This window comes from Sporosarcina sp. QA0331, assembly GCF_055808055.1.
In genome coordinates this window covers 2,331,207-2,357,960 of sequence record NZ_CM147850.1, presented here as the reverse complement: position 1 = coordinate 2,357,960, position 26,754 = coordinate 2,331,207, and the positions used below count along the sequence as shown (strand labels likewise).

Genomic DNA, 26,754 nt, shown 5'->3' with positions numbered 1-26,754 from the left:
GATAATAGGTGAATGGGGGCGTCCTCATGGATATTGAAGTACAGGAAACCTATCAGGAAAAAGCGTTGAAACAGCTACAAGCTGATGCGGATAAAATTGCACAACTCATAAAAGTACAGATGGATCATTTGACGATGCCTCAGTGCCCACTTTACGAGGAAGTGTTGGATACACAAATGTATGGCTTGTCCAAGGAAATTGATTTCGCTGTCAGGCTTGGCTTGATTGAACGTGAGAAAGGAAAGGAAATCCTTTCAATTCTTGAAAAAGAGATGAATGTCTTGCATGAGCTATATACAAAAAAATAAACAAAAGACTCAAACTCATCATTGGTTTGAGTTTTTTATTTAAGATGAGGGAAATGTAATGGGAAAATACTTTAAAAAAATGCTGCGGAACTTTGACTATCCGTTATTCACTACATATCTCATACTATGTCTTTTCGGACTTGTCATGATCTATAGTTCGAGTATGGTGTGGGCGGTCAATCGATATGGTTATGAACCTGATTATTTTTATAAGAGACAGCTGTTGAATCTAGCAATAGCTATTCCTGCTTTCCTATTTGCCTCCTTCTTTCCTTTTCAAAACTATAAACGGAAGAAATTGATGATCTTTTCGATTGTTGTCATGTTTATCCTCCTTGTTCTCGTCCATTTCCTCGGCTCCGGCGACCATGTCGGTGCACAGAGTTGGATTAAATTACCTGGCTTCGGCAGCATCCAGCCTTCAGAAGTTGCTAAGCTTGTTATTATCGTTTATTTCGCTAGCGTATTCGCGAAAAAGTATGAAGCGGGGACACTTGATTCCATTAATAAATCAATCGGTCCGCCGGTCATCATTCTTATTTTGGCAATTGGTTCGATCATGATGGAAACGGATATCGGAACGTCTCTCATCATCATTATAGGGGCTTTATCCGTCATTGCAGCGAGCGGAATAAAATTGAGGACATTCACGAAGCTAAGCGGGATTGTCATGCTTGCAATGATTCCGGTTGCTACCATCCTATATTTTGCTTGGGATACAGTCATGACAGATGGTAGGAAAGGACGGATTTTGTCGTTCTTGGACCCATTTGATTATGCACAAGGCTCAGGCTATCAAATTGCAAATGGCTATATAGCGATTGGGTCTGGAGGAATGAAAGGTCTCGGTTTAGGCAACTCCATCCAAAAGATGGGTTATTTGCCAGAACCTCAAACGGATGTCATTATGGCTGTCATTTCGGAAGAAACCGGGATTTTTGGTACGATAATCGTAATCGGCGGCCTAGGATTCATCGTCTTGCGCGCACTTTATATTGCGATGCGCACGAAGGATCCCCAAGCTCGAATGCTCGCAGCGGGAATTGGAAGCGTCATTGGAATCCAAACATTCGTCAATGTCGGAGGTCTGACAGGGCTTATCCCACTTACAGGAGTGCCGTTGCCTTTTATTAGTTATGGCGGAACTTCGATGATTCTGTTATCTTTGTCTTTAGGAATATTGATGAATGTATCAATGTTCGTGAAATATCAAAAAAATAAATAGAGAAGGAAGTGCTTTCATGGTGGAAATGGGTCAGATTAAAAAAATTCTCGTAGCAAACCGTGGTGAGATTGCTATTCGTATTTTTCGTGCGTGCACCGAATTGGAGATACCGACTGTCGGAATTTATTCGGCAGAAGATCGGGGTTCTTTCCACCGTTACAAAGCAGATGAGTCCTATTTAGTCGGAGAAGGGAAAAAGCCGATTGATGCCTACTTGGATATCGAAGGGATCATTAAGATTGCAAAATCATCAGGAGCGAACGCTGTACATCCTGGTTATGGCTTCCTAGCCGAGAATGAAGAGTTTGCTCGTAGGCTTGAAGAAGAAGGCATCATCTTCATCGGTCCGACATCAAAGCATCTCGATATGTTCGGGGACAAAGTAAAGGCGAGAGAGCAAGCTATCAAGGCAGGCATCCCTGTCATCCCTGGAACGGATGGACCAGTTGCTTCAGTATCTGATGTTGCTTCTTTCGGTGAAACATACGGGTATCCGATTATTATTAAAGCTTCCCTAGGCGGTGGCGGCCGGGGCATGCGGATTGTGAATTCCGCAGACGAAGTGCTTGAAGCGTACGAGCGTGCGAGATCAGAAGCGAAATCTGCTTTTGGTTCGGATGAAGTGTATGTAGAAAAGTACATCAATAAGCCAAAACATATTGAAGTTCAAATATTAGGTGATACATACGGCAATGTCGTTCATCTGTATGAGCGCGATTGTTCGATACAACGTCGTCACCAAAAAGTAGTAGAGATTGCTCCGTCTATTTCTTTACCGGAAAAGTTACGTCTTGAAATTTGTGAAGCTGCTGTAAAATTGGCGAAAAATATTTCCTACATTAACGCAGGAACCGTAGAGTTTCTTGTAGCAGACGGAGAATTTTATTTTATCGAAGTAAATCCGCGTATCCAAGTTGAGCATACAATTACCGAAATGGTAACTGGAATCGATATCGTCCATGCACAAATTCATATTGCAAATGGTGGAAATCTCCATGAAGGAGAATCCGCTATTCCAAAGCAAGATGATATTCCGTTATTTGGCTATGCAATTCAATCGCGGGTGACGACGGAGGATCCATTGAATGACTTTATGCCTGATACCGGCAAGTTGATGGTCTATCGGTCAGGGGGAGGGTTCGGCGTCCGTCTAGATGCCGGGAATGGCTTCCAAGGGGCTATCATCACTCCATACTATGATTCTTTGCTCGTCAAAGTATCAACCTGGGGGACTTCCTTTAAGGATGCAGCGGCAAAAATGGACCGGAACCTTCAAGAATTCCGGATTAGAGGAATCAAAACAAATATCCCGTTCCTTGAAAACGTCGTTCGTCATGAAAATTTCCTAACTGGCAATTATGATACAAGCTTCATTGATACGACTCCTGAATTATTCGAGTTCCCTGTAAAGAAAGACCGTGGAACCAAGATCTTGAATTATTTAGGGAATGTCACTGTCAATGGGTTTCCGGGGATAGCGAAACAGACGAAACCGTTATTCAATTCAGTAAGGAAACCTGCTGTGGACCTTCTTGCTCCACCTCCTGCAGGGACGAAGCAGATTTTGGACGAGAGAGGGCCTGAAGGATTGATCCAATGGATAAAGGAGCAGGATGATGTCCTATTGACCGACACGACGTTCAGGGATGCTCATCAGTCATTGCTTGCAACCCGTGTGCGTACATCGGATATTGCAAATATTGCTGCTGAATCTGCTAGGCTTATGCCGAATCTATTCTCATTTGAGATGTGGGGGGGAGCAACATTCGATGTTGCATACCGTTTCCTGAAAGAGGATCCATGGGAAAGACTCACGAAGCTTCGGGAGCAAATTCCAAATGTTTTATTCCAAATGTTGTTCCGTGGTGCGAATGCGGTCGGCTATTCCAATTATCCTGATAATGTCATACGTGAATTTGTCAAAACTTCTGCGGAATCAGGGATTGATGTATTCCGTATATTCGACAGCTTAAACTGGATTAAAGGTATGGAAGTGGCAATCGATGCGACCCGTCAAGCGGGGAAAGTGGCAGAGGCTGCGCTTTGTTATACTGGAGACATATTAGATGATTCCCGCGCCAAATATACTGTTGGGTACTACAAAGAAATGGCAAAGGAGCTTGAAGCTGCAGGAGCTCATATTCTCGCACTGAAGGACATGGCAGGACTCTTGAAGCCGGAAGCTGCTTATCGTCTCATTTCTGAGTTGAAAGAGACTGTTAATATACCGATTCATCTGCATTCACATGATACGAGCGGAAATGGTATCTATATGTACGCGAAAGCGATAGAAGCTGGAGTGGATATTGTAGATACAGCTCTCGGTTCCATGGCTGGTCTGACTTCACAACCTTCAGCAAGCTCATTGTATTATGCGCTGCAATACGGCAAGCGCCAAGTGAAAGCCGATGTTGATGCTCTAGAATCGCTTTCATATTACTGGGAAGATGTAAGGAAATATTATCAAAACTTTGAGAGCGGCATGGTTAGCCCGCATTCTGAAGTGTACGTACATGAGATGCCGGGCGGGCAATACTCAAACTTGCAACAACAAGCCAAAGCTGTCGGACTTGGTGAGAGATGGGATGAAGTGAAGGAGATGTACTCCCGTGTCAATATGCTCTTTGGAGACGTCGTAAAAGTTACTCCTTCTTCCAAGGTTGTGGGTGATATGGCGCTATTCATGGTGCAAAATGACTTGAATGAAGAAACTGTCATTTCACGTGGGCAATCCATCGATTTCCCTGAATCCGTAATCGAATTTTTCGAAGGATATATCGGTCAGCCGTATGGCGGCTTCCCGAAAGAGTTACAGCAGGTTATCTTGAAAGAAAGAACGCCGATCACTGTCCGGCCGGGTGAGCTTTTGGAAGATGTAGATTTTGATGCGCTGCTTCAAAAGACCGAAGAACTTCTCGGACACCCGTCAACGATGAAAGATGCGCTTGCATATGCACTTTATCCGAAAGTGTTCGAAGAATATTCGACAATGAAAAAGGAATTCGGTAATATATCCGTCATTAACACACCGGAGTTTCTATACGGTATGCGGCTAGGCCAGGAAATCGAAGTGGAGATCGAAAGAGGGAAGACGCTTATCGTCAAGCTCGTTTCCATTGGAGAACCTCAAACGGATGGCACACGCATCATTTACTTTGAACTGAACGGCCAACCTAGGGAAGTTATCATTCAAGATATTAATGTGGAATCGGATGTTGCACGCAAACAAAAAGCGGATCCTTCAAATGATTCCCACATTGCAGCGACAATGCCTGGAACTGTATTGCAAGTTGCTGTCTCCAAAGGAGCAAAAGTACGTCGTGGTCAACATCTTCTCATTACAGAAGCAATGAAGATGGAAACAACGATCCAAGCTCCATTCGATGGAGTCGTCAAAGAAATCCACGTCTCCTCAGGCGACGCTATCTCAACAGGCGACCTCCTTCTCGAACTGGAACATTAATAAAAATAAGCACCCTCGTGGAAATCCACGAGGGTGCTTTTGCTATGTCTACTGTCTGCTTCTCGAAACAAGAAGCACCATATAGGTCAATAATCCGAACAGAAGGATTACAAACAATGAATGAGCTAAAGCTAAATAAAGATTCAAACGGGTAAGGATAACAGCTCCACCCGCCAAAACTTGCAGCGATACCAAAATGAATGCGATGATCCATCCCCAGTAAATAACACGTTGATTTTTATAATGGCGGATTGCATGAATGGCTATAATCCCGAGCCAAATGAATATCAATGCAGCAGCAGTCCTATGACTCATCTGCACCCATTCCCAGAAGTTGGCAGGAAGAGAAAAATCCCCGTTCCTACACATCGGCCAATCTGTACAACTCAACTCGGATTCCGTATGACGGACAAGTGCTCCGGTGTATACTACGATGTAAGAATAAATCGTGACACCGATTGTATGGAATCGAAGCGTCTTACCTATTTTTAGTCTATCAGCGTCAAATTTCTGATCGACCTCAAAAATGAGCAATGTGAGAAGTAATACCGATGCAAAGGAAATTAGCGAAATGCCAAAATGAAGTGCAAGAATGAAATCCCCTTGTCCCCAAAGAACTTGGGCTGCTCCAATCAACGCCTGAAGAATGAGGAAAAATATTGCCAAAACGGACAGCAATTTTGTTTCCCTTTTATGTCCGATCGCTTTCCATGACCAAACTGCTAAAACGACGATCAAAATACCGACCGTGCCTGTAACGAGGCGATGAGAAAATTCAATAAGGACTTCCGGTGTGATTTCATCTGGGATCAATTGACCGTTACAACCAGGCCAATGCCTTCCGCAACCCATCCCACTATCTGTTTTCGTAACGAGAGCACCGCCCAAAAGGATTAACAGCATACCGATCGTAGAGGCGACCCCGAACCATTTCAAATACTTATTATATCGCAAACAAGACACCTTCTTTAAGAAATGATGACCATATGAAAAAAGGCCCCGTTTGTTGATGATATCGAAAAAAAGTCGAAAAAACAACGCATATTGGCCGAAATCAGCTTTGCATAAAGCTTTTTCACAAATTGTTCATAAAATAGACCCTTTAACTTCACAAAAGGCATGGGGAAATGATTTACTATAGATAAGGCAGATACATTTATATGACAATATACTTAACATATCGGATGAAATTCGGTTTATATATAGAAATAATTGCCGGATTTCGATATAGTTAAGTATAGCGGTCCTTGCCGACATCCTTGAAAGGAGGGTACATATGTCAAACGGTCGAGCGATTTCTTCATCCGTTGAACCGGATATCGGATCGGCTTCCATATTGAAGGATTTTCTAGCACTTATAAAAATCGGCATAGTGAATTCAAACCTGATTACAACATTTACCGGTCTATTTCTTGCGTTCCAGTTTACAGGCAAAAGTTTCATTAGCAATCTGGATTTGTTACTGTATGGACTTTTCGGTACCGGATTAATCATCGCGGGCTCGGCGGCTTTGAACAATCTAATTGATCGGGATATTGATCCGATCATGTCTAGAACAAAGTCTCGTCCAACGGTTACTGGCAGATTTAAGGCACCGGCTGTCTTGGCACTGGCGTTCACTTTCATTGTCTTAGGCGAAGTGATGTTGTTTGCTGCGTCACCGGCGGCAGGGCTATGGGGACTTGCAGGCGTCTTCAGCTATGTTGTACTCTATTCAATGTGGTCTAAAAGAAAATATGTTAGTAATACTGTTGTAGGCAGCATCTCAGGAGCCATCCCGCCATTAATCGGTTGGGCTGCGGTCGAACCGTCACTTGGTATGGGTGCATGGGCGCTGTTCTTAATCATGTTTGCATGGCAACCGCCGCATTTCTATGCGTTGGCGATGCGTAGGACTGAAGAATACCGGGCAGCCGGCATTCCGATGCTTCCAGTCGTAAAAGGATTTGAAAGGACAAAGAAGTCTATTTTAGGATGGGTTCTGCTTTTATTCCCGTTGCCTTTCCTTCTACCGGAACTCGGAAGCGCTTTTATTGTGCTGGCAACAGCCCTGAATATCGGTTGGCTATATTTGTCGATTAAAGGATTCAAAGCAAAAGAAGATTTGAAATGGGCGACATCCATGTTCATCTTCTCCTTGAATTACATGACAATCCTTTTCGTAGCAATGATCATTTTTTCGATATTCATCTAACTGATGGAATTCTTTCTTTTTGACAGGAATTCATTATAGAGAGGTCAACAGTCCTCATTGAAGAAAATCATTTTTTAGAAAGAGAGGTATTAGTTAGCGATGATGAAAGGACTCAAAAAATGGCGTCTCTTTTCTCTATTGGCTGTACTGACAGTTTTCCTTGCAGGGTGTGGACAAGAAGAAATTTCAACGCTTCTGCCTGCCGGACAAGTCGGTCAAGATCAATTCAACTTGCTATTATTGTCGTCAGGAATAATGTTGCTCGTCATTATCGTTGTAGTAGCAATTTACTTAATCGCGTTAGTACGCTTCAGACGTTCCAAATTAGGTGAAGATCATATTCCTGAACAAGTTGAAGGCAGCCATAAGCTTGAGCTTGTATGGACAATCATTCCAATTCTATTGATCTTGCTGCTAGCTGTCCCTACTGTTTACTACACGTATAAGCTTGGTGATGTATCAGCTATGGGCGCAGTAGATGAAGATGGAAATGCCGAAAACCTAGTCGTTGACGTAACAGCGAAACTATACTGGTGGGAATTCGAATATCCTGACCTTGGTATTGTTACCGCACAGGAATTAGTCGTTCCAATGGATGAAAAGGTTTACTTCAATTTGATTGCAGCTGACGTGAAACACTCCTTCTGGATTCCTGCAGTTGGCGGAAAGCTTGATACGAACGTAGAGAACGTCAACAAATTCTATTTGGTATTCGAGAAAGATTCCAAGAATTTGAAAGACGGAGTATTCTATGGGAAATGTGCCGAGCTTTGCGGTCCGTCGCATGCTTTAATGGACTTCAAAGTGAAAACGATGCCACGTGCTGAATTTGACCAATGGGTAACTGCAATGCAAGCTTCCGCAGAGAATCAAGTCGTTGCAAATCCAGCTGGTGAGGAAGTATTCCAGCAAAGCTGTATCGGATGTCACGCCACTTCAGGTGTTGGGGAATCTGGTGCAGTCGGACCAAACCTAGCAACTTTCGGAGATCGTAACCGTGTTGCAGGATTCATGGACCATACAAAAGAAGATTTGATTGATTGGATCAAGTATCCACAGAAACATAAACCTGGCAATAAGATGCCAGAATTCGCTAATCAACTTTCCGACCAGGAATTGGATGCATTGGCTGAATACTTAATGGGATTATCTGTTGAAAAATAATCTTTTGCGATTTTGAAGAGGAGGTAACAAAGTGAGTTCAGTTGCTCAAAAAAAGGGTTTTGGCGCAACGCTATGGGACTGGCTGACTACAGTCGACCATAAGAAGATCGGAATCCTTTACTTCCTTGGTGGCGGATTCTTCTTCGTACTCGGCGGAATTGAAGCAATGTTAATTCGTTGGCAGCTTCATAAGCCGAACAACGATTTCGTCAGTGCGGGTCTTTTCAATGATTTGATCACGATGCACGGAACGACGATGATTTTCCTGGCTGCCATGCCTTTATTATTTGGATTTATGAACGCTATCATGCCGTTGCAAATTGGTGCACGAGATGTTGCATTCCCATTTGTTAACTCATTAGGGTTCTGGATGTTCTTCTTCGGAGGACTTTTCCTGAACATCTCTTGGTTCTTCGGTCAAGTGCCGGATGCGGGATGGACATCATATGCGTCACTTTCCATTGCTTCGGAAGGTCACGGTATTGACTTCTATGCAATCGGTCTTCAGATTGCTGGGGGCGGTACGTTGATGGCGGGAATCAACTTCCTAGTAACAATCATCAACATGCGTGCGCCTGGGATGACGTATATGCGTATGCCGTTGTTCACATGGACAACATTTGTAGCGTCCGCGATGATTCTATTTGCATTCCCTCCATTAACAGTCGGTCTTTTCTTCTTAACATTTGACCGTATGTTCGGTGGAAACTTCTTTGATCATACGATGGGCGGAAACACGATCATCTGGGAGCATATTTTCTGGATTTTCGGTCACCCTGAAGTATACATTCTGATTTTGCCTGCTTTCGGTATTTTCTCTGAGATCTTCTCGACATTTGCTCGAAAGCGTCTTTTCGGATATCCATCCATGGTCTTTGCGACTGTATTGATTGGATTCCTCGGATTCATGGTTTGGGCTCACCATATGTTTACGGTAGGGCTTGGACCAACTGCGAACGCAATCTTCGCTGTTGCAACAATGGCGATTGCTGTTCCAACAGGGGTTAAAATTTTCAACTGGCTATTGACCATGTGGGGCGGAAGCATCAAGATTACAACGCCAATGCTTTATGCACTCGGTTTCATCCCTTCATTCGTAATGGGTGGGGTGACAGGTGTTATGCAAGGTGCGGCACCGCTTGACTATCAATTGCATGACTCTTACTTCATCGTTGCTCACTTCCACTATGTAATCGTTGGTGGGGTAGTCCTTGCAATTTTGGCAGCAACACATTATTGGTGGCCAAAAATGTTTGGTACGATGCTTAATGAGACGCTTGGTAAAATTACATTCGTATTCTTTTTCATCGGTTTCCATTTGACGTTCCTAATTCAGCACTGGCTTGGATTCTGGGGAATGCCTCGTCGTGTATGGACATTCATGGACGGACAAGGTTGGAATTTGGCAAACTTAATTAGTACGATTGGTGCATTCATGATGGCAATCGGTGTCATTGTACTCGTGTACAACGTCATCGTGACATCTATCAAGAATGTGAAAGTTGCAAATGATCCATGGGGAGACGGCCGTACGCTTGAATGGGCAATCGAATCTCCACCGGTATACTATAATTTCCATGCGACACCACTTGTTCGCGGGCTTGATACTGTTTGGATCGAAAAAATGGAAGGCAATGAGTCAGGATTGACTCCTGCTGAACCGATCAAAGACATTCATATGCCGAATGGATCTATCATTCCATTCCTAATGACACTTGGTCTCTTCATCGCTGGATTCGGAGCTATGTTCCGCACTGAAGAGTCATGGGGTCTGCCAGTCCTAATTTTTGGTCTACTATGGACTTTCGTAGCGATGGCTGCCCGTTCATTGCAGGATGACACTGGATACTATATTAAAAAAGATGAGATTCTCCGTGATATGAAACGTAAAGGGGGTCAAAACTAATGGACTTGAATAAAAAATTCACCCCTGAAACTTGGCCCGATCATCCTGAAAAAGCGACACTTGAAGCGAAAAATAAGTTCGTCGGATTCTGGTTGTTCCTTGGAGGAGAGACAATTCTCTTCGCAACATTGTTCGCAACATATGTTGCACTAAAGAACTCCGGTCCGAGCGGTTTTGGATTCTCGACTCAAGAGCTTTATGAATTGCCACTTGTTTTCGTAATGACAATGTTGCTTTTGACATCTTCATTGACGAGTGTGTTCGCTATGTACCATCTGCGTAACTACAACTTTAAGAAAATGCAGCTTTGGCTAGCCATCACTGCGTTTTTAGGACTCGGTTTCCTTATGCTTGAAGTATATGAGTTCTCGCATTATGTACACTTAGGCTTCACATATAATAACAGTGCTTTCAGTTCTGCGTTCTATACGCTTGTCGGAACTCACGGTTTCCACGTAGCTGTTGGTCTTGTATGGATTACGTTGTTGATTTTCCGTAACGCGAAACGCGGTCTGAATCTTTATAACGCAACGAAGTACTATACTTTTTCACTATATTGGCACTTCATTGACGTTGTTTGGGTATTCATCTTCACTGTAGTCTACTTGATGGGAGTGATAGGTTAAGATGGCAGACATCCAAGTTTACAAACGTACACCTGCTGAGCAGCAGCTTGCACAGAGACGTGCAAAAAAGTCAATGCGTGATCAGGTCATGATGTTTTCGCTAATGATCTTCCTCACACTTGTTTCATTTTCAATGGTTGTTGCTTATCAAGCTGATGTTGCAGGGTTCTCGAAGTACTTCATCATTCCGATGGTCCTGCTGTTCGCAGCAGTTCAAGTCGGTTTGCAACTGTATTATTTCATGCATATGAGTGAAAAAGGGCATGGCATTCCTCAAATGTTCATGTTTACGGGGGCTTTGTTTGGCTTCCTTATTCCTTTGACTTTTGTAACAATCGTTTGGTGGTAATCAATAAAGAAAAGCCTGTGGATTTTCCACAGGCTTTTTTTGACCTAAAGGAAAGTTCATTGTTCGTTCATTGTGTTCGCGCCATGTTCGTTTTATAATAGGGAAAGACATATTAAAGGAGCGATGGCAATGATGCCTTTTAGCATATTTGGGTTTCGAGCATTATGGAGTCCTTATTATTTCTTAACATTAGTATTGATCGTCGTACTTTATTTCCTATTGACTAAAAAATGGAGACATTGGTTTGAAGGGACGGAACCTGTAACGAAAAGGGAAATCGGATACTTTTTAGCTTCGATGGTGCTTTTGTATATCGTTAAAGGGTCACCCGTTGACTTAATCGGACATATATTGTTCTCCGTTCATATGACGCAAATGGCGCTTCTTTTGTTAGGGGTTGCTCCGTTAATGATCATCGGAATTCCAAATTTCATTTGGAAAAAAGTTTTTAGCGTCAAAATCATCGACAAAGTTGTACGGTTGTTTACGAGGCCTATTATTAGCTTATTGATCTTTACACTTGCTTTCTCGCTGTATCACTATCCGATGATTTTAGATTACATTAAATTGAGTGCAGTTTTGCATGCTATCTTTACGATTACGGTGTTTTTAGCAGCCTTAGTTTTATGGTGGCCGGTTGTGAATACGATGGAAGATCATCCACAACTGCACGGCTTGAAGAAAATTGGGTATGTGATTTTAAGTGCTCTCTTAGTAACGCCTGCCTGTGCTTTAATCATCTTTGTAGACGTGCCTGTGTATGAAACTTATAGCAGTGGAGAGGCATGGTTACAGGCTATGGCATTATGTGTACCTGCAGGGACGCTTTCTGGTTTATCCATTTCGGGTCCGGAATTATTTACGAATATGCCTACAGTGTATGACCAGCAACTGGGCGGTATTATTATGAAAATCATTCAAGAATTGATTTATGTAGTAGTGATCGGAAAAATCTTCATCAAGTGGTATCGTGAAGAGCAATTGAATGCTGATGAAATAACACAAAGAGATTTATTGGAACGACAAAAATTTGAAATGAACAGATGATCTATTTCACTGCTGAAGGGGTATTATTTATGAATGTTCCTTTTTTACCAACGTTGAGCACTTTTTTTATTGTACTATCGGCGATTCTTGTCGCAATCGGATGGAAACTAGTGCGGGACCGGAAGATTGAAGCCCATAAGAAGACAATGTTAGGAGCAGCCGTTGCAGCGGTTCTGTTTTTTATCATTTACGCCTCCCGTACGATTTTCATCGGCAACACGGCGTTCGGCGGTCCGGAAAATCTAAAGATCTATTATACAGTCTTTCTTATTTTTCATATTATGCTCTCAACGTCTGGGGCTGTCATGGGCATATTGACAATCAATTGGGGCTTGAAAAATAAGTTGGATAAGCATCGAAGAATAGGACCTATTACGAGCGTTGTCTGGTTCTTTACTGCAATTACAGGTGTGGCTGTTTATTTGTTGCTCTATGTCTTGTGCGAAGGCGGAGAAACGACTTCAATGATAAAGGCCATTTTAGGATATTAATAAAAGAAACCGGCAAAGGAAATGATTCCATGCCGGTTTTTTGATAGTTATATTTTAAAGTTCATCTTAATGATACCAGCTTCGCGTGCTGTATTGAATAGGATGACGATCATCGGTCCGATGAATAAACCGATAAAACCGAATAGCTTTAACCCGATAAACATACCGATAAGCGTCGGAAGAGGGGATAAGCCGATCTGGTTACCCATTACTTTCGGTTCAACAATCCTACGTATGATTAACAGGATTGCAGCCAAGATTGCCAATTTTGTCCCCATGCCGATATCTCCGCTGACGAATTGATACAATGACCAAGGAGCAAGAATGACTATTGAGCCTAAAATTGGAATGATATCGATGATCCAAATGACAATTGACATGATTAGAGCATATTTAGGGGCGATAATCAACAATCCTACAAAAGATGCTGCGAGAATAATCAAGCTTATTAATACTTGAGCTTTCATGAATCCGAAAATTACCGAGTTGAGTTTAACTGTCATATACCGGACTTTTTTCGCAGTATCATCCGTGAAATGCCTGAATACCATCTTTTTCAATTCAGGCAATTCAAGCATGAAAAGGAAAAGAGCGACCATATAAACAAGAAGACTTACGAGGAAGTTCGGGATTTCAGAAGCGAGTGCAACGATTTTGTCGGAATTGATCAATTCCAAAAGTGATTTCCGGAATGACTCCAAAATCTCATTGAAACTGCCTTGTGCCGCTTTTACAACATCATCAGGCAATCCCGATGTGTATACAAGAAGTTTATTCTGAAAATCGATCCATACCCCAGAAAGCTTGTTTAAATAATCGGGAGCTGTTTTTGAGAGTTCGATTAGTCTACCTATCAATGACGTGATTGTATAATAAATGATAATAGCAAGCATTACTAAAATAAAAATGAAAACGGATATGACTGCTATTTGACGCTTCCATTTGAATTTTGTTTCAGTCAATTTGACGAGCGGTTCGAAAAGTAGAGCCGTTAAAAGTGCTAAAATAATCGGAATGGATATAGGAAGAATAAAGATAAAAACTAATATGACGACAATAAGTAAAAAGAGAAGCAAAATATTCCGTTTTGTAAGCAATCGGGACAACAGTCATTCCTCCAAATTGTTAATTGGTTACAGTATAACCAAATTTCAGAGAAAGAATAGGTAAAAAAAACCGAAGAACAATTAGTTCTCCGGCTTTCATGAAAAAATGATTATTTTGTTAGAATAAATGGTTTTAGATCTTCTAAGACGGCTTTGAGTGTTGCTTCGCAATCTTTCACAAGTCCTTCAGGGAAGTGCTCGCCCTCACCATATTCGACGCCATGTGGGTAATAATGCTTTCCGATAACCGGCTTTTTAAGGTGCATGATTGCATCGCGAGTATCAACGTCACCGTCTGGTGTGAAACCGAATACACGCAAATAATAAGTGCCTTCCTTGATTACATACTTCTTATCATATGTAACACGCTCGTAGTCCCATTGTCCAGCACGTACAAGATCATGTTTCAGCATGATTTCGTCAAGTAGTGACAATTCAGCAACAATGCCTTCAATACCTGTATTTTCGATATACATTGTTCAAAGTCCTCCTTCATATTCAACCAGTCGAATGCCTATACTTAATTATCATAGAACAAATTAGTGTTACTTGCAATGACAACATTGTGTCTTGAAACCGACGAATTCGTTAGGTACATCCTTATTTCGGTAGTAAGAGATTATTTAATGCGTGAAGGATGACTTTCACACTTGAAATTCGTTAAAGTTAACTTATACTCAAATTAATACTATTTATCAAGAATTAAAGATTTTCTGTAAGTAATCCTTTTTATGGAAGTAGTTCGGTTTACATGCACTTAAATAAGGCTTCATTGATTACAACTAGATGGAAAGGTGGCGAGAAGACTTGAAAGTATTGTGGAAAATTGCATTATTACTGTTTGTCCTTCTCGCAGTGTTTTATATTATGGGAAGCAGGATTCAGGAAAATGAACCGCTCGAATCGCCGGTCAAACATGGAACGGCAATACCGACTCCTAATAAGGAAGTCGTTGAATTGACATCTGGTCCAAAACGACCAGAAAAAGGGCTTTCCACATTTGTCGGAAAGTCTTCCGAAGCACTGGTCGAGTCAATGGGGGAACCTGACAGAATCGAACCGTCCGCTTACGGTTACGAGTGGTGGGTGTATACTGAAGATACTCAAATGATGGTCGGTGTGGAAGACGGAGCTGTCAATCAGGTGTTCAGTGCTGACAAAGATGCGGATCTGACGCCTATCTCAATCGGTCAGAATATTAGTGAAGTGTTCCGTTTTTCGATTATCGAATCTGAAGTGAATGTGATTTTGGATGATAGTATTTATACATTTACTTTGAATAGCCAGGATTTGAAAGATAGAATCTTGCTTAAATATGAAAACTTGTATGCGCAAGTGTATGTAGATGCTGAAGATGAAGTGATTGAGGGCGTCCGATATATTGACCCGAAAACGCTTGTCATCCATCAACCTTATGATATGGAATTCGCTGGAGAATTAGTAGCGATTCCTCAGCCATCTTCAACAATCCAAATGGAAGTTGACCGATCGATGGAACGGCAAATTCTCGAGCTGACGAATATTTATCGGGAACATCATGATGTAAAGCCGCTTGAAATTGATTATTGGTTATCGTTACTAGCCCAAAACCATAGCAAGGATATGGCGATTGAAAATTATTTTTCACATGAGTCGCCATCAGCAGGCAACTTATCAGAGCGGTTGAAAAGTTTCGGGATTGATCATAAAAAAGCCGGGGAGAATATCGCCGCCAATTACGTGGATGCTATCGAAGCGGTCCATGGCTGGCTGAATTCCCCCGCGCACCGTAGTGTCTTGCTGGATTCGGATGCGACTGATATTGGTACTGGAGCGTATGGAAAGTATTATACACAAGTACTCATAAAATCAGATAAGAAAGAAAACCCAAACTCGAATTTCTTGCGAAAGTGATTCATGGTAAAATCCAAGTCCCTTTCTCACTGGAAGTGATGCCTCTTACATAAAGAGGTATCGCTTTTTTCATTGCGTAAATTGCTGCACGCTTCTGGATGACAGGGCGATCTGTTTCCAAAAGTGGCAGCAATTGATCTATGGTCATATTATCGATTTTTTTGGTGTTTACACCGATTCGCGGGTCATTGCTCATGACTCCTGGGACGTCCTTGAAAAACTCGACATGTGATGCTCTTAGAGCCGCCCCAAGTGCAATGGCTGTCAAATCACTGCCGCCTCTGCCGATTGTCATCACTTGGCCAAATTCGTTGATTCCTTGGAAGCCCGGAACAATGACGCATCCGGATTCTTGTAAACTGTCGACAATCATAGTGGGGTCGATATCACTGATTGTTCCATCACCAAAATCGCCGGATGTCCAGATGCCAGCTTGAATTCCATGTAGAATTCTATTTGGGACTCCAGCCTCTTCCAGTTCTGCAGATAGAACCGCTGATGCAATAAGCTCACCGCATGACGCAGCGAGGTCACTTGCAGCTTTAGCGTGTTTGAATGCATCTGTCAACTTCAATAACTGATCCGTGGAGTATGGATCTTTTCCCCTTCCGATTGCTGAAACGACTACGACGACATTTTGATGGTTTTCCAATCCAGATTTGATGTGTTCAATGCATATTTTTCGTGATTGTTTGTCTTTCATGGCTACTCCGCCAAATTTTTGAACTATCATTCAAGCTCCCAACTTTCTTCGTGTCGTTCCTTCCATTTCCTTCATACGATAAAGTATGGTTCGCTCTCAATATATTCGGTATTCATGAAAATTGTTCGGGAAGGGGAGGGGGCTTCTGTTATTATCTGAGATCTTGAAAGATTGGCCCTGTACGGTTTCGGGAAGTGTAGGCATACCGATTAACGGTATTACGGAGAGGTCTGGAAATGTGAAGGAAGGATATATTTTCGTTGCGAGGAAAGGTTGTCGTGACGATGGTATTTTGCATGTGCAAGAGGCGATTGAACGGGGGGCAATCGCTGTTGTCGTCGATCGAAATGCGGAAGTGGATTTCGAAGCTAGTACAGAAATTACGCTCATTACAGTGCCGGACGGAAGAAAATTCTTATCGCATGCGAGCGCAAAGCTTGCGGGCAATCCTTCTGAATCAATGACAATTATAGCGGTAACTGGAACGAACGGAAAAACGACTGTCACGCATTTCATTGGCCAATTAATGGCGATGCTCGGTGAACGGGCAGCGGTTATTGGCACAACAGGGCTTTTCATGAACGGAAGGAAAGTCGTCATTGATATGCCTGAAATGACTACGTTGCCTGCAGAGTTTCTTCATCCATTACTACGAAAATGTGTAGATGAAGGCATGCAATACATTGTAATGGAAGCCTCTTCTCTTGGACTTTCCACATCTAGATTGGATCATTGCAAAATTGACGTCGGTGTATTTCTGAATATCGGCGTTGATCATTATGAAGAACATGGCAGCAAGGAAGCGTATATTGAGGCGAAAAAGAGGCTGACAACGATGGCGCGGGAACTTGTTGTCAATGCGGATGATAGGCAATGCGTGAAGCTTGTAGATTGTGCAAATAGACCGGTTCACTATTTCAATGAGCTGATGGTTGCTGGAAGGGTAGTGCCATACAACTTATATCCAATCAATTTGCCAGGAAAACATAATCGATTAAACGCACTTGCAGCTGTCGCTGTTATGCAACGACTCGGTTTTGATCAGCATAAGGTTTTGCCGCTTTGCAGTCGGCTTGAACTGCCGGAAGGGAGATTGCAACGTCTGGATGGCGGCGATGTGACAGTCTATATCGATTATGCTCATACACCCGACGCGCTTCAAACAGTGCTAGCTTCTTTAACAGAAGAATCTACAGGTGAATTAATCACAGTTTTCGGTTGCGGTGGCAATCGTGACAAAGGTAAGCGTCCGCAAATGGGAATGGTTGCTGCAACTTATTCTTCTAAAGTGTTTATCACTTCAGATAACCCGAGGAATGAAGAGCCATCTTCCATCATTGAAGAAATACTGATGGGAATTAATTGTGATAGTGAGAAAATCGATGTGGAGCTTGATCGAAGAACGGCGATTCAAAAAGCGGTCTGTTATGCAAAAGATGGGGATGTCGTTTTGATTGCAGGAAAAGGGCATGAGAAAACACAGCAAGTCGGGCAAGAGCTTCTCACATTTTCGGATTATGATGTAGCACAAGCGGCATTACGTGAAAAGAGAAAATAAAACAGGTTAGAATACATGCACAAAGTTCGCTTTTTCTGGTATGATTAGTTGGAATGGAGGGAAAGCCCTATGATGATGACAGATGAATGGATGTCAATCATTGAGCAATCAGAAATACTCTCCGATATGTTGCTCTCTTCCGAAATCATCCAAGAGTACAGAAGAGCGAATCATGCCGTTTATTCCAACAAATTGTTGGCAGAAGCGATCTATGATTTTACAAATATGAAGGAGCGTTACGAAGAAGTGCAACGTTTCGGCAGATACCATCCTGACTATAAGACAGTCATGAAAGATATACGCATACAAAAGAGGGAACTGGATATGAATGAGGATGTCGCTGCTTTGCGCCTTGCGGAAAACGACGTTCAAGGACTGTTGAATGAAATCAGCGCAATCATTGCAAAATCTGTTTCTGATTCCATCAAAGTACCTGCGGGAGATAGTTTCTTTGTAGATTCATCTTGCGGTGGAGGATGCGGCACTGGTGGAAGCTGTTCTTGTTCCGCCTAAGGAAGTTGTTTATGCGTTTCATCAATATACTAAAAACGGTTGCCTGCGATTGAACAGGCAACCGTTTTTTTATGAATTTTGCTGGATTACTTCCATCGCCAGTGCAGGATCATCAGTTATGAAGCCGGCAGCTCCGGCATTCAATAGTTTTTCAAATGATTCTTTGTCATTGACATGATTATAATAAACAGAAATGTTCAAATTGGATAGGAAGCTGATGAAGCTTTCCGTATTCATCGGAAATAAACCCATTTTTTCAGCAATGCAAAACAAATCCGCACGGGGATTGTATAAATGGCCGAATTTACTCGAAAACGACGCATATGCTTTTTTTACTTCGTCATTACCTGCACCGATGGCAACTTTATTTTGAGCATATAGATTAAAACGGTCCGTCTGCTCGTCAAACGCACTCATGACAATAACGCGGTCCTCTGAACCTGTTTCTTCTAAAAGTCGCCATAGTTTTGATGGCATAAGGCTGCCTTCATATGTATCGGGCGAGTCCTTTAAATTAATAGCAATTAGCATATGTGGATAAGCGGCTAACAGTTCTCGTAAACTGACAATATTCTCGCCTTTATCTCGGAAAGGGAAGTTACCTTCCTCATCCTGGAACATATATCCGGAATCCGCTTTTTTCAATTCATCTATCGTATAGTCTGAAATTCTGCCAGAGAAATCGGTCGTCCGGTCTGCAGTTTCGTCGTGGAAAAGGACGATTTCTTCGTCTTTAGTCAAACGGATGTCAACAGCAAATCCATGGACTCCTAGCTCTGCTGACTTTGAAAACGCCGCCAACGTGTGCTCCGGAGCGTATCTCATACCTCCGCGATGCGAAAGAACGACCGGATCCTTGAATTCAAGTGCTTCCTTCTTGGGTCGGGGTTGAGGCTTTGCAACTACTTTGGATGCGGCCCAAGCAGCTACTCCGGCTGCTCCAACCGTAAGAGCCACTTTCGTTTTTCTTCCCATTTTCGTATCCTCCTCAATTATCGATCAATTACGCCTCTGCGTTAATTTACATAGCAAGTTAACATGTCCTTTCCTCATTATAGGGGAAAAAACGGAAGATGTCAGCAATGTTCGGTTGCAGGTCATTTCTCTACTATGGTATTGTATGGGGTAGGAAAAGAGGGGAAAATCATGATTGATCGACAAGGGATTATAGTATATCTCCATCATTTGAAACAGGCCAAATCACTACGTAAATATGGCCACGTCCATTATATTTCCAGAAAAATGAAATACGTCGTCCTTTATTGTGATCAAGTGGACGTTGACGATACAATACGTAAACTTGAACGACTTCCGTCTGTTAAGAAAGTACTGCCATCTTATCGTCCATTTGTCAAAACGGAATATGAAAACGTCAAACCTGATAAGGCAAAGGAATACGATTACAAGATTGGATTATAAAAGTTTCTAATTTATCTCAATGGCGGAACAAGATGATTAAGACGAAGGATTCCTGTTATATACTGATAGAACAGTTTGGAATCAGCGAATTCGGAAGAATGCTTCAGTCCAATGAAAATCGGTTCCTGGCCATTCTGCAAGGATGCTTCTTCAAAGAGGAGCCTTCTTTTGGACTTAGATTCACCGAGTTGTATGATTCCTTCCCTGCATATGTATATTGGCATGAAATTGCTGTCTCGGGCAGGTTGGAATGCAGCTGCCACGGAGATCGCTTGTCCGCTGTTTGTGTTTGAAGAAAAGATGAAGGTTCTATGAAGGCGGTGTTGATTCGTTTTGATTAGTTCCAAAAGCTCATAGATGTCTCCATACCCTTCACCCAATTCGATAAAGTACTGTTGTAACATACATGACACTACCTTTCTCCATTCTATAGTTCATCATAGCATTTTTTACGTGCATTAAACATCCCTTGCAATGAGGTGCAGCAATTGAAGATCATACTCCGCATCGTCGGTCTATTAATTATCATGAATTCTGTTTTACTCTATATGCATTATAGTCAATTGGCAGATGCAAGTGGGTCGTCTGATAAAATATCCCGTTATGTCCAGGAGATTGAAGTGATCAATAGAGCGGACGCTCTTTTTGTAACGCATCATTTTCACAACTTGGATGAGGGGCGCTACGAAATCATTTATCCTGCAGAGAGCAGAAAGCATGCTTGTTTTTTGGAAACTGAATCTTCATGTATAAGAATGAATGAAAATGCCTCGGCAATCGTGGAAGGGGAACAGAGAAGGCAATCCATTTCGTATGAAATTCCGATATCTGGAACGTTAGAAAGCCGAAAGCTTTTTAAGGAACCATTTGCCAAGCTGAGAAATGCGAAACCGGATTCTACGATTTTACATGTAACGGATGAAAGCGGCATTGGTGGAATGTGGATCAGCGGTCTCCCGTTGGTGGGAACTAAAAAAATGGACATGGTCGATTATTCAATGTTCAAAGGGAACGGTACAGTTTCGGATCTTTATTGGCAACGCAAAGCTTATCCGCAAGCATATCGAGGCGATCGTCTTTCGATATTTGCGGATTCAATAGATGCTGATATCGCAGAGCAATTAAATGGCGACTTAAAAGACTTGAATACACGACATATTGCTATTGTAATGGATCCACAAGGAAAATCGCTTCAATCTTCCCAATTTATTATTACCCAGCTGAAGGCGACAGAACTCTCTGACGTAGTTTTGGAAAGAGGAGTCCGCTCGATGTATGCCTTATCAGAGCGAGAGCAACTCGTAGCAAGTTTAGTCACATCAATTTCCATCGATGCGCCAACCGGTACAAAAGAAGCCAAAGCGGTATTTGAAACGTTGAAAAGTTCATTCACGGCAGAACAGTACGAAATGTTGAAGTCCCGTCTAACTGAGAAGTATGGCGAGCATATTGATGCATCTGTACTGGATGAGTTGATTGGAGAAGTTACCGGGTGGAAAACTTCCTTTGTTCAAAAGAACACTGAAGGAAGCTATCCTTTCGTACTTGAGGACACACGAACAGTTTATATGAACGGCGAAGCTCAAGAAGACGTTCAAGTTATTATTATGGACAAGCAGACACTTTACCCGGCGAATAAAGTGTTATCCAGAAACGGCTATGATGTATCTGCAAATGAAAGTTCCATTTATATTGAAAGTGATGATGAGAAATTCAGATTCTCGTTGCGTGATCCTTTCTATGTATTGAATGAAAAGAGATATGAATTACGCGAAAAGCCATATGCTTTCATTGGAAACGAGTATTATTTTGCGGAAGATGCATTAAGGCGAATATTCAATTTGTCCATTCAGAAAAATGAAGATACGATCGTAGTGAAGTCGTTGTTAGGAGGAGAATCAAAATGAGGGTCGTATCCGGATCCAGAAAAGGAACACCGTTAAAATCATTACCTGGCAATTTGACAAGACCTACTTCAGATAAGGTGAAAGAATCGATATTCAATATGATTGGCCCTTATTTTGACGGAGGAATCGCTGTCGAACTGTTTGGCGGCAGCGGTTCACTTTCCATTGAATCATTATCGAGAGGCGTAGACGAAGCTTATATTTTCGAGAAAAATCAAAAGGCATGTTCCATTATTCGTGAAAATGTAGAAAAATGCCGCTTTACTGATCAAGTACATATTGTTAGAAATGATGCGAGGAATGCTATTCGGGCATTGCCAAAAGATATTAAGATCGATTTACTTTTCATCGACCCACCTTATGCTGAAACGAAATTTTATGATTTAGCGGATACGATTGCTCAAGCTGGCATGTTATCCGACGATGCAATCATCGTTTGCGAACACGATAAGCAATTGATGCTTCCAGATGCTTATTGTGATTTTGAAAAGACCAAAAACCCGATCTATGGAAACAGTGCGGTTTCCATTTATATGAAATGAGGTAGCTTCTATGACAAAAAAGAGAATAGCGGTTGTGCCTGGCAGCTTCGATCCTATTACAAACGGTCATCTTGACATTATCGAAAGGGCAGCCAAAATATTTCCTGAAGTGAGAGTCGCTGTCATGAATAATTCGTCTAAAAATCCTTTATTCTCAGTGGAAGAACGGATGGATTTAATACGTGCAGTCACATCGAAATTCCCGAACGTCATCATCGATTCTTCATCAGGTCTTCTAATTGATTATGCACGCAGCGTTGAAGCTTCTGTCATTGTAAGGGGGTTGCGGGCAATTTCTGATTTTGAATATGAAATGCAAATCACTTCTATGAACAGAATGTTGGATGAAAGCATTGAGACATTCTTCGTCATGACGAAAAATCAATATTCATTTTTAAGCTCAAGTATTGTCAAAGAGGTTGCGCGGTATGGTGGAGACATTTCCGGCCTCGTCCCTGCCGTAGTCGAAAAGGCGTTGCGAGAAAAGTACATAGGTTCATAAGGTAGTGGAATGGTTATGACAAGTGTAATTGTCATAACCATTTTTCATAATAAGAAATACAAGATGAGCGGCACGGTAATCACACTCCACAATCTGCTGAGAAAGTACGGGAAAAGGGGCGTATCCACCGTTTTTGCAATGACGAATACTTGCATATGGATGCTAAGGCCGTTCAATGAAATGATTGCAGCGATTAAAAAAGGGAATACTGGGCTTGTGAAAAAGTGGTCAGTCGCTGATTGCACTCCAGATGTCATTTCGAATATAGCAAGAAGCACTGTTTTTGTGATGCCTAGGTCAACTGTGAATGCCTTCGAAAAGGCGGTTGTCAACACGTTGCCGAGGGAGGAGAAGAAAATAACCGTCGTCGCAACAAGAATGATGACAGTTGAACTGTCTTTTATCGACTCCAAAAAAGGCGAACTCGAATGTTTATTTTCCAATTGAAGCTTTGAATTATTAAGTTCTTTGCGTCCCTTCCTCATGATTAACAATGTAAAAAGAAAAAAGAGGATATTTGCAATATGAATGGCTGCTAAAAGCTTCCACCCGGACGCCGTGTCACCGAACAGCTCGGTGCCTACAAACCCTAATATGAACATCGGGCCTGGTGCATGACATGCAGCAAGCAAGTATCCACTTTCCCGCCTGGATAGTTCACCGTTTTTCACCATTTCCGTAACAGTAACAGCTCCGACAGGAAATCCTCCGAATGAACCGAGGATATACGCTTTCAAATATCGTTTCCAACTGCTCTTCGACGGGTTTTCCACAGGCACTTTCAATAGCCATTGCGTCAAAATGATGTACGGAAGCAAATAAGGTAGCAAGGCGTGTACAAATAATTGAGCTCCGGCTTCTGCACCATCATGGGCAATGCCGGGCTGTAAGATGAAGAGGATGATCAATCCCCATATAACGGCGATACTAATCATAGAGTTTGACGTTGCATAGTATCTAAGGTGGTGAACATTCGTGTTCCTCCTTCCGTGAAGAGTGTTGCAAATGATTGTTGTTAATGCTTTATTATGGATATTTTCGATGGTACACTAATTACCAGCTGCCTTTTCAAACAGGAAATACTGTCTGTCTAGGCTACGGGTACTTTTCTTGTGTCTAGCTTCGGGCGCTAGCTTCTCGGGTCATAAGTCAAAGCTGCTGCGTGGCAAAGAGCGCCACTTCGCATCTTCGTCTTATGCCTGTCGAAGCTGAGCAAGCGCCCTCCGCTTTTCTTGTGTCTAGCTTCGGGCGCTAGCTTCTCGGGTCATAAGTCAAAGCTGCTGCGTGGCAAAGAGCGCCACTTCGCATCTTCGTCTTATGCCTGTCGAAGCTGAGCAAGCGCCCTCCGCTTTTCTAGTGTCTAGCTTCGGGCGCTAGCTTCTCGGGTCATAAGTCAAAGCTGCTGCGTGGCAAAGAGCGCCACTTCGCATCTTCGTCTTATGCCTGTCGAAGCTGAGCAAGCGCTCTCCGCTTTTCTTGTTATATATATGTCCCATCTGTACAGGCTATTAATGGAGGTGTGTAGGTATGAAGGCGAAAAGGGTTGGATTGACTGCTGTCGCTGTGCTTTTATTATTGTTTTTATTTGTTTATCCTCTTGAGGCATACATATCGAAACCAGGCGGAGCTTATGATTTGGCGCCGATTGTGGAAGTCGAGGATGGGGATAAGGATGATGTAGGAACCTTCAATCTCATGACCATTTCGATAGGAAAGGCTACTCCTTTTTCCTACATCGCCTCAAAATTTTCTGATCGGATGAAACTGTTGCCGATCAATAAAGTGAGAAGAGAAGGCGAGGATGATAAAGAATATAATATTCGTCAAAAAAAACTTATGTCTGATTCCCAATTCAACGCAATTACCGTAGCATTCAGTAAAGCTGGTATTCCAGTCGATATTACGTATGATGGCGTATTCATCGTATCTGTCCTGCAAGACGGTGCATCTGATGGCAAGCTCGAAGCGGGTGATAAAGTCCGTTATGTCGATGGAGTGCAGTTGAAAGAAGGCGGACAGTTTGCATCGTCCATTTCCGGAAAAGAAAAGGGCGATAAAGTGATCATCACTGTCGAACGGGACTCAAAGATGGTGGATGTAGACATCACATTAAGTGAAATACCGAAATCGAACGGACGAATCGGTTTAGGTGTAGAATTCCAGGAAGACCGTGAACTTTCAACAGATCCGAAAGTGGATATCCATACGGCTGATATTGGTGGACCATCCGCAGGACTAATGTTCACATTGGAAATTATGAATCAGCTGCTGGACGAAGATCTGACGAAAGGGTATAACATCGCTGGAACCGGGGAAATGCTTTCCGATGGAACTGTCGGTAGGATTGGAGGAGCCGATTTCAAAATAATGGCGGCTGACCGAGAAGGTGTTGAAATCTTTTTTGCGCCAAACGATTATTTACCGGATGAAGTTCGCGAAAAGAATCCAGGTATATTGACGAACTATGAGGAAGCGGTAAAAACAGCAGAAAAAATAGGCACGAAAATGAAAATCGTGCCCGTGACTACAATCGACGATGCTCTAGATTACTTGAAAAATTTAGAAGAAAAGTGATCTTCCATAATTGGTGAGGTTACATAATCCAAACCGATTTTCGAATGGGCGCTGCCTTTACCGAGCGCCAGCGCATATATGTCGGATGCGGAAATGTCCATCTCCAACGAAGGATCGGAAAAAGAGGCGACTTTACTTATGAGTGGCAACGCAAGATTCTTTTTCCGACCGCTTAAATAAGAACGACCTTCATTTGTCATTCCGAGTAAGCGCAAATAAGCGGGTTTTTCCATTTCAGACCGCATTTCTTTCGTGAATCCAGTTAGTATATGCGTCAGCATTCGTTGAATCCGAGTCCATGTGTACCGTTTAGATTTGACGGCATCCATGAATGATTGGAATGAATCATGAGATTGTGCTGCTCGAAAGATGAGATTTTCAATGCCTTCTGAAACATCTGCAATAGAGCGAAGCCGGGAAGGGCCATCTCGCAAAATTATATAACGCAAGAATGGGTAAAAGTTCTCCCAATTGCCGAAGTTCTTTCTTTCCGCTTCCCATTCAAGTAGCAGGCTTCTAGTAGCTTGTGGCACGAAATCTGAAACTCCATCAAGTGTATCCGTGCTAAAGAACGATTTGCGGATTCCTGTTGCACTTGCAATTTTTTGGCTATCCAATGTTTCATCATGGTAGCCGGCTCCCATCCGCTTGATCGTAACAGCTTCCATCGATGAGCCAATCGAATGTACGGCTTCCATATAATGAAACCCTAAAATGTTGTTAGGCATGGACAAATCGGCCACAGGAACTTCGGGCTGCCCCTCTTGGATTGTCTTATACGCCTTATTCAACGCCATTGGGTAGCTTAATCCTTCTGCAACTGCATGTTTCACTGCTGATTCGTATTGGTCGGTATGGCGGTCAATTAGCTGTAAGCTGTTTTGAAAAGGCTCGATATTGCCGTCTTCGCTACCGAAACAAAAAGCTTTGCATCCAACCGCATCAAGCAGCTCGACTGCTCCTTGCGCAAACATAGGGGCGTTGGCTGTTGCAAAACGGTAAGGCAGCTCAAATACGATGTCCACGCCGGATGCTAATGCCATCTTCGTCCGCGTCCATTTATCGACAAAAGCGGGTTCGCCCCTTTGCAGGAAATTTCCGCTCATCACTGCGATGATAACGTCAGCATTCGTAGCGTTTCTCGCCTGCTGAGCATGGTAGACATGTCCATTATGCAATGGATTATATTCAACGACGATACCTGTAGCTTTCAATCTGTCCACCCCTTCGGTATAATCTAGTTTACATTATACTTTGATGTGAT

The 26,754-nt window shown here is 42.5% G+C and carries 26 protein-coding genes; 18 read left to right on the top strand and 8 right to left on the bottom strand.

Features of this window, described 5'->3' with window-relative positions; all coding sequences use genetic code 11:
• The first annotated feature begins 26 nt into the window (after positions 1-26).
• The 3 genes from AC0L13_RS11805 to pyc are packed head-to-tail and all read left to right on the top strand — an operon-like array spanning position 27 to position 4,996.
• The gene (locus AC0L13_RS11805; protein WP_473639789.1) at positions 27-308 is read left to right on the top strand and encodes an Fpa/YlaN family protein; all 282 of its coding nucleotides are present in this window, start codon (positions 27-29) and stop codon (positions 306-308) included.
• 58 nt (positions 309-366) lie between these two features.
• The gene (locus tag AC0L13_RS11800; protein WP_473639787.1) at positions 367-1,533 is read left to right on the top strand and encodes an FtsW/RodA/SpoVE family cell cycle protein; all 1,167 of its coding nucleotides are present in this window, start codon (positions 367-369) and stop codon (positions 1,531-1,533) included.
• Between the two features lie 25 nt (positions 1,534-1,558).
• The gene (pyc, locus tag AC0L13_RS11795) at positions 1,559-4,996 is read left to right on the top strand and encodes a pyruvate carboxylase (RefSeq protein WP_473646979.1); all 3,438 of its coding nucleotides are present in this window, start codon (positions 1,559-1,561) and stop codon (positions 4,994-4,996) included.
• A 48-nt stretch (positions 4,997-5,044) separates the two neighbouring features.
• Here pyc and AC0L13_RS11790 read toward each other — a convergent pair whose 3' ends face one another.
• Positions 5,045-5,950 (bottom strand): COX15/CtaA family protein, encoded by a 906-nt coding sequence (locus AC0L13_RS11790; RefSeq protein ID WP_473639785.1) that lies wholly within the window; start codon positions 5,948-5,950, stop codon positions 5,045-5,047.
• 322 nt (positions 5,951-6,272) lie between these two features.
• On the opposite strand from AC0L13_RS11790, the gene cyoE reads away from it, so the two are divergent.
• From cyoE to AC0L13_RS11755, 7 genes are all read left to right on the top strand, one after another.
• The gene (gene cyoE / locus AC0L13_RS11785; RefSeq protein WP_473639784.1) at positions 6,273-7,190 is read left to right on the top strand and encodes a heme o synthase; all 918 of its coding nucleotides are present in this window, start codon (positions 6,273-6,275) and stop codon (positions 7,188-7,190) included.
• 99 nt (positions 7,191-7,289) lie between these two features.
• Positions 7,290-8,354 (top strand): cytochrome c oxidase subunit II, encoded by a 1,065-nt coding sequence (gene coxB / locus AC0L13_RS11780; protein ID WP_473639782.1) that lies wholly within the window; start codon positions 7,290-7,292, stop codon positions 8,352-8,354.
• Positions 8,355-8,385: 31 nt separating this feature from the next.
• Positions 8,386-10,260 (top strand): cytochrome c oxidase subunit I, encoded by a 1,875-nt coding sequence (locus AC0L13_RS11775; protein WP_473639780.1) that lies wholly within the window; start codon positions 8,386-8,388, stop codon positions 10,258-10,260.
• Complete coding sequence (locus AC0L13_RS11770) at positions 10,260-10,886, top strand: cytochrome (ubi)quinol oxidase subunit III (RefSeq protein WP_473639778.1); 627 nt, start codon at positions 10,260-10,262, stop codon at positions 10,884-10,886. The genes AC0L13_RS11775 and AC0L13_RS11770 overlap by 1 nt, the downstream gene beginning before the upstream one ends.
• A gap of 1 nt (position 10,887) precedes the next feature.
• On the top strand, positions 10,888-11,235 hold the full coding sequence (locus AC0L13_RS11765) for a cytochrome C oxidase subunit IV family protein (protein ID WP_473639776.1): 348 nt from the start codon (positions 10,888-10,890) through the stop codon (positions 11,233-11,235).
• 129 nt (positions 11,236-11,364) lie between these two features.
• Complete coding sequence (gene ctaG, locus AC0L13_RS11760) at positions 11,365-12,282, top strand: cytochrome c oxidase assembly factor CtaG (protein WP_473639774.1); 918 nt, start codon at positions 11,365-11,367, stop codon at positions 12,280-12,282.
• 29 nt (positions 12,283-12,311) lie between these two features.
• Positions 12,312-12,773, top strand: a complete 462-nt coding sequence (locus tag AC0L13_RS11755; protein WP_473639772.1) for a DUF420 domain-containing protein — start codon at positions 12,312-12,314, stop codon at positions 12,771-12,773.
• A 47-nt stretch (positions 12,774-12,820) separates the two neighbouring features.
• On the opposite strand, the gene ytvI is transcribed toward AC0L13_RS11755, so the two are convergent.
• The gene (gene ytvI / locus AC0L13_RS11750; RefSeq protein ID WP_473639770.1) at positions 12,821-13,879 is read right to left on the bottom strand and encodes a sporulation integral membrane protein YtvI; all 1,059 of its coding nucleotides are present in this window, start codon (positions 13,877-13,879) and stop codon (positions 12,821-12,823) included.
• A gap of 110 nt (positions 13,880-13,989) precedes the next feature.
• Positions 13,990-14,355, bottom strand: a complete 366-nt coding sequence (locus tag AC0L13_RS11745; RefSeq protein ID WP_440499622.1) for a YugN family protein — start codon at positions 14,353-14,355, stop codon at positions 13,990-13,992.
• Between the two features lie 331 nt (positions 14,356-14,686).
• Between AC0L13_RS11745 and AC0L13_RS11740 the strand changes: the two genes are divergently transcribed.
• Positions 14,687-15,772, top strand: a complete 1,086-nt coding sequence (locus tag AC0L13_RS11740; protein WP_473639768.1) for a CAP domain-containing protein — start codon at positions 14,687-14,689, stop codon at positions 15,770-15,772.
• A 1-nt stretch (position 15,773) separates the two neighbouring features.
• Here the strand turns inward: AC0L13_RS11740 and AC0L13_RS11735 are convergent, their stop codons facing one another.
• Positions 15,774-16,505, bottom strand: a complete 732-nt coding sequence (locus tag AC0L13_RS11735) for an amino acid kinase family protein (RefSeq protein ID WP_473639766.1) — start codon at positions 16,503-16,505, stop codon at positions 15,774-15,776.
• Between the two features lie 208 nt (positions 16,506-16,713).
• On the opposite strand from AC0L13_RS11735, the gene AC0L13_RS11730 reads away from it, so the two are divergent.
• Positions 16,714-18,033: a Mur ligase family protein gene (locus tag AC0L13_RS11730; protein WP_473639764.1), complete on the top strand. Its 1,320-nt coding sequence runs from the start codon at positions 16,714-16,716 to the stop codon at positions 18,031-18,033.
• A 69-nt stretch (positions 18,034-18,102) separates the two neighbouring features.
• Entirely contained in the window at positions 18,103-18,546 is a 444-nt protein-coding gene (locus AC0L13_RS11725; protein ID WP_473639762.1) for a YlbF/YmcA family competence regulator, read from the top strand.
• A 69-nt stretch (positions 18,547-18,615) separates the two neighbouring features.
• Here the strand turns inward: AC0L13_RS11725 and AC0L13_RS11720 are convergent, their stop codons facing one another.
• Positions 18,616-19,521, bottom strand: coding sequence for a glycerophosphodiester phosphodiesterase family protein (locus AC0L13_RS11720; protein ID WP_473639760.1), 906 nt, complete (start codon positions 19,519-19,521; stop codon positions 18,616-18,618).
• Between the two features lie 171 nt (positions 19,522-19,692).
• On the opposite strand from AC0L13_RS11720, the gene AC0L13_RS11715 reads away from it, so the two are divergent.
• Positions 19,693-19,965, top strand: coding sequence for a YlbG family protein (locus AC0L13_RS11715; protein WP_381443215.1), 273 nt, complete (start codon positions 19,693-19,695; stop codon positions 19,963-19,965).
• 11 nt (positions 19,966-19,976) lie between these two features.
• On the opposite strand, the gene AC0L13_RS11710 is transcribed toward AC0L13_RS11715, so the two are convergent.
• Entirely contained in the window at positions 19,977-20,369 is a 393-nt protein-coding gene (locus AC0L13_RS11710; protein ID WP_473639758.1) for a DUF7147 family protein, read from the bottom strand.
• A gap of 84 nt (positions 20,370-20,453) precedes the next feature.
• Between AC0L13_RS11710 and AC0L13_RS11705 the strand changes: the two genes are divergently transcribed.
• From AC0L13_RS11705 to coaD, 3 genes are read left to right on the top strand one after another with little or no spacing between them, the layout of a single operon-like run.
• On the top strand, positions 20,454-21,872 hold the full coding sequence (locus AC0L13_RS11705; RefSeq protein WP_473639756.1) for a hypothetical protein: 1,419 nt from the start codon (positions 20,454-20,456) through the stop codon (positions 21,870-21,872).
• Entirely contained in the window at positions 21,869-22,414 is a 546-nt protein-coding gene (gene rsmD, locus AC0L13_RS11700) for a 16S rRNA (guanine(966)-N(2))-methyltransferase RsmD (protein ID WP_473639754.1), read from the top strand. The genes AC0L13_RS11705 and rsmD overlap by 4 nt, the downstream gene beginning before the upstream one ends.
• Positions 22,415-22,424: 10 nt before the next feature.
• Entirely contained in the window at positions 22,425-22,916 is a 492-nt protein-coding gene (coaD, locus tag AC0L13_RS11695) for a pantetheine-phosphate adenylyltransferase (protein ID WP_473639752.1), read from the top strand.
• A 44-nt stretch (positions 22,917-22,960) separates the two neighbouring features.
• On the opposite strand, the gene AC0L13_RS11690 is transcribed toward coaD, so the two are convergent.
• The gene (locus AC0L13_RS11690; RefSeq protein WP_473639750.1) at positions 22,961-23,824 is read right to left on the bottom strand and encodes a hypothetical protein; all 864 of its coding nucleotides are present in this window, start codon (positions 23,822-23,824) and stop codon (positions 22,961-22,963) included.
• 619 nt (positions 23,825-24,443) lie between these two features.
• Between AC0L13_RS11690 and AC0L13_RS11685 the strand changes: the two genes are divergently transcribed.
• Positions 24,444-25,490: a SepM family pheromone-processing serine protease gene (locus AC0L13_RS11685; protein ID WP_473639748.1), complete on the top strand. Its 1,047-nt coding sequence runs from the start codon at positions 24,444-24,446 to the stop codon at positions 25,488-25,490.
• Here AC0L13_RS11685 and AC0L13_RS11680 read toward each other — a convergent pair.
• Positions 25,463-26,704, bottom strand: coding sequence for a nucleotidyltransferase (locus tag AC0L13_RS11680; protein WP_473639746.1), 1,242 nt, complete (start codon positions 26,702-26,704; stop codon positions 25,463-25,465). The genes AC0L13_RS11685 and AC0L13_RS11680 overlap by 28 nt on opposite strands.
• Positions 26,705-26,754: the final 50 nt, after the last annotated feature.

Bases quoted from the DNA above. Each gene is read 5' to 3' on its own strand.
- AC0L13_RS11805 (WP_473639789.1), top strand. From the start codon at position 27: ATGGATATTGAAGTACAGGAAACCTATCAGGAAAAAGCGTTGAAACAG.
- AC0L13_RS11800 (WP_473639787.1), top strand. From the start codon at position 367: ATGGGAAAATACTTTAAAAAAATGCTGCGGAACTTTGACTATCCGTTA.
- pyc (WP_473646979.1), top strand. From the start codon at position 1,559: ATGGGTCAGATTAAAAAAATTCTCGTAGCAAACCGTGGTGAGATTGCT.
- cyoE (WP_473639784.1), top strand. From the start codon at position 6,273: ATGTCAAACGGTCGAGCGATTTCTTCATCCGTTGAACCGGATATCGGA.
- coxB (WP_473639782.1), top strand. From the start codon at position 7,290: ATGATGAAAGGACTCAAAAAATGGCGTCTCTTTTCTCTATTGGCTGTA.
- AC0L13_RS11770 (WP_473639778.1), top strand. From the start codon at position 10,260: ATGGACTTGAATAAAAAATTCACCCCTGAAACTTGGCCCGATCATCCT.
- AC0L13_RS11765 (WP_473639776.1), top strand. From the start codon at position 10,888: ATGGCAGACATCCAAGTTTACAAACGTACACCTGCTGAGCAGCAGCTT.
- ctaG (WP_473639774.1), top strand. From the start codon at position 11,365: ATGATGCCTTTTAGCATATTTGGGTTTCGAGCATTATGGAGTCCTTAT.
- AC0L13_RS11755 (WP_473639772.1), top strand. From the start codon at position 12,312: ATGAATGTTCCTTTTTTACCAACGTTGAGCACTTTTTTTATTGTACTA.
- AC0L13_RS11745 (WP_440499622.1), bottom strand. From the start codon at position 14,355: ATGTATATCGAAAATACAGGTATTGAAGGCATTGTTGCTGAATTGTCA.
- AC0L13_RS11735 (WP_473639766.1), bottom strand. From the start codon at position 16,505: ATGATAGTTCAAAAATTTGGCGGAGTAGCCATGAAAGACAAACAATCA.
- AC0L13_RS11725 (WP_473639762.1), top strand. From the start codon at position 18,103: ATGATGATGACAGATGAATGGATGTCAATCATTGAGCAATCAGAAATA.
- AC0L13_RS11720 (WP_473639760.1), bottom strand. From the start codon at position 19,521: ATGGGAAGAAAAACGAAAGTGGCTCTTACGGTTGGAGCAGCCGGAGTA.
- AC0L13_RS11715 (WP_381443215.1), top strand. From the start codon at position 19,693: ATGATTGATCGACAAGGGATTATAGTATATCTCCATCATTTGAAACAG.
- AC0L13_RS11710 (WP_473639758.1), bottom strand. From the start codon at position 20,369: ATGTTACAACAGTACTTTATCGAATTGGGTGAAGGGTATGGAGACATC.
- rsmD (WP_473639754.1), top strand. From the start codon at position 21,869: ATGAGGGTCGTATCCGGATCCAGAAAAGGAACACCGTTAAAATCATTA.
- coaD (WP_473639752.1), top strand. From the start codon at position 22,425: ATGACAAAAAAGAGAATAGCGGTTGTGCCTGGCAGCTTCGATCCTATT.
- AC0L13_RS11685 (WP_473639748.1), top strand. From the start codon at position 24,444: ATGAAGGCGAAAAGGGTTGGATTGACTGCTGTCGCTGTGCTTTTATTA.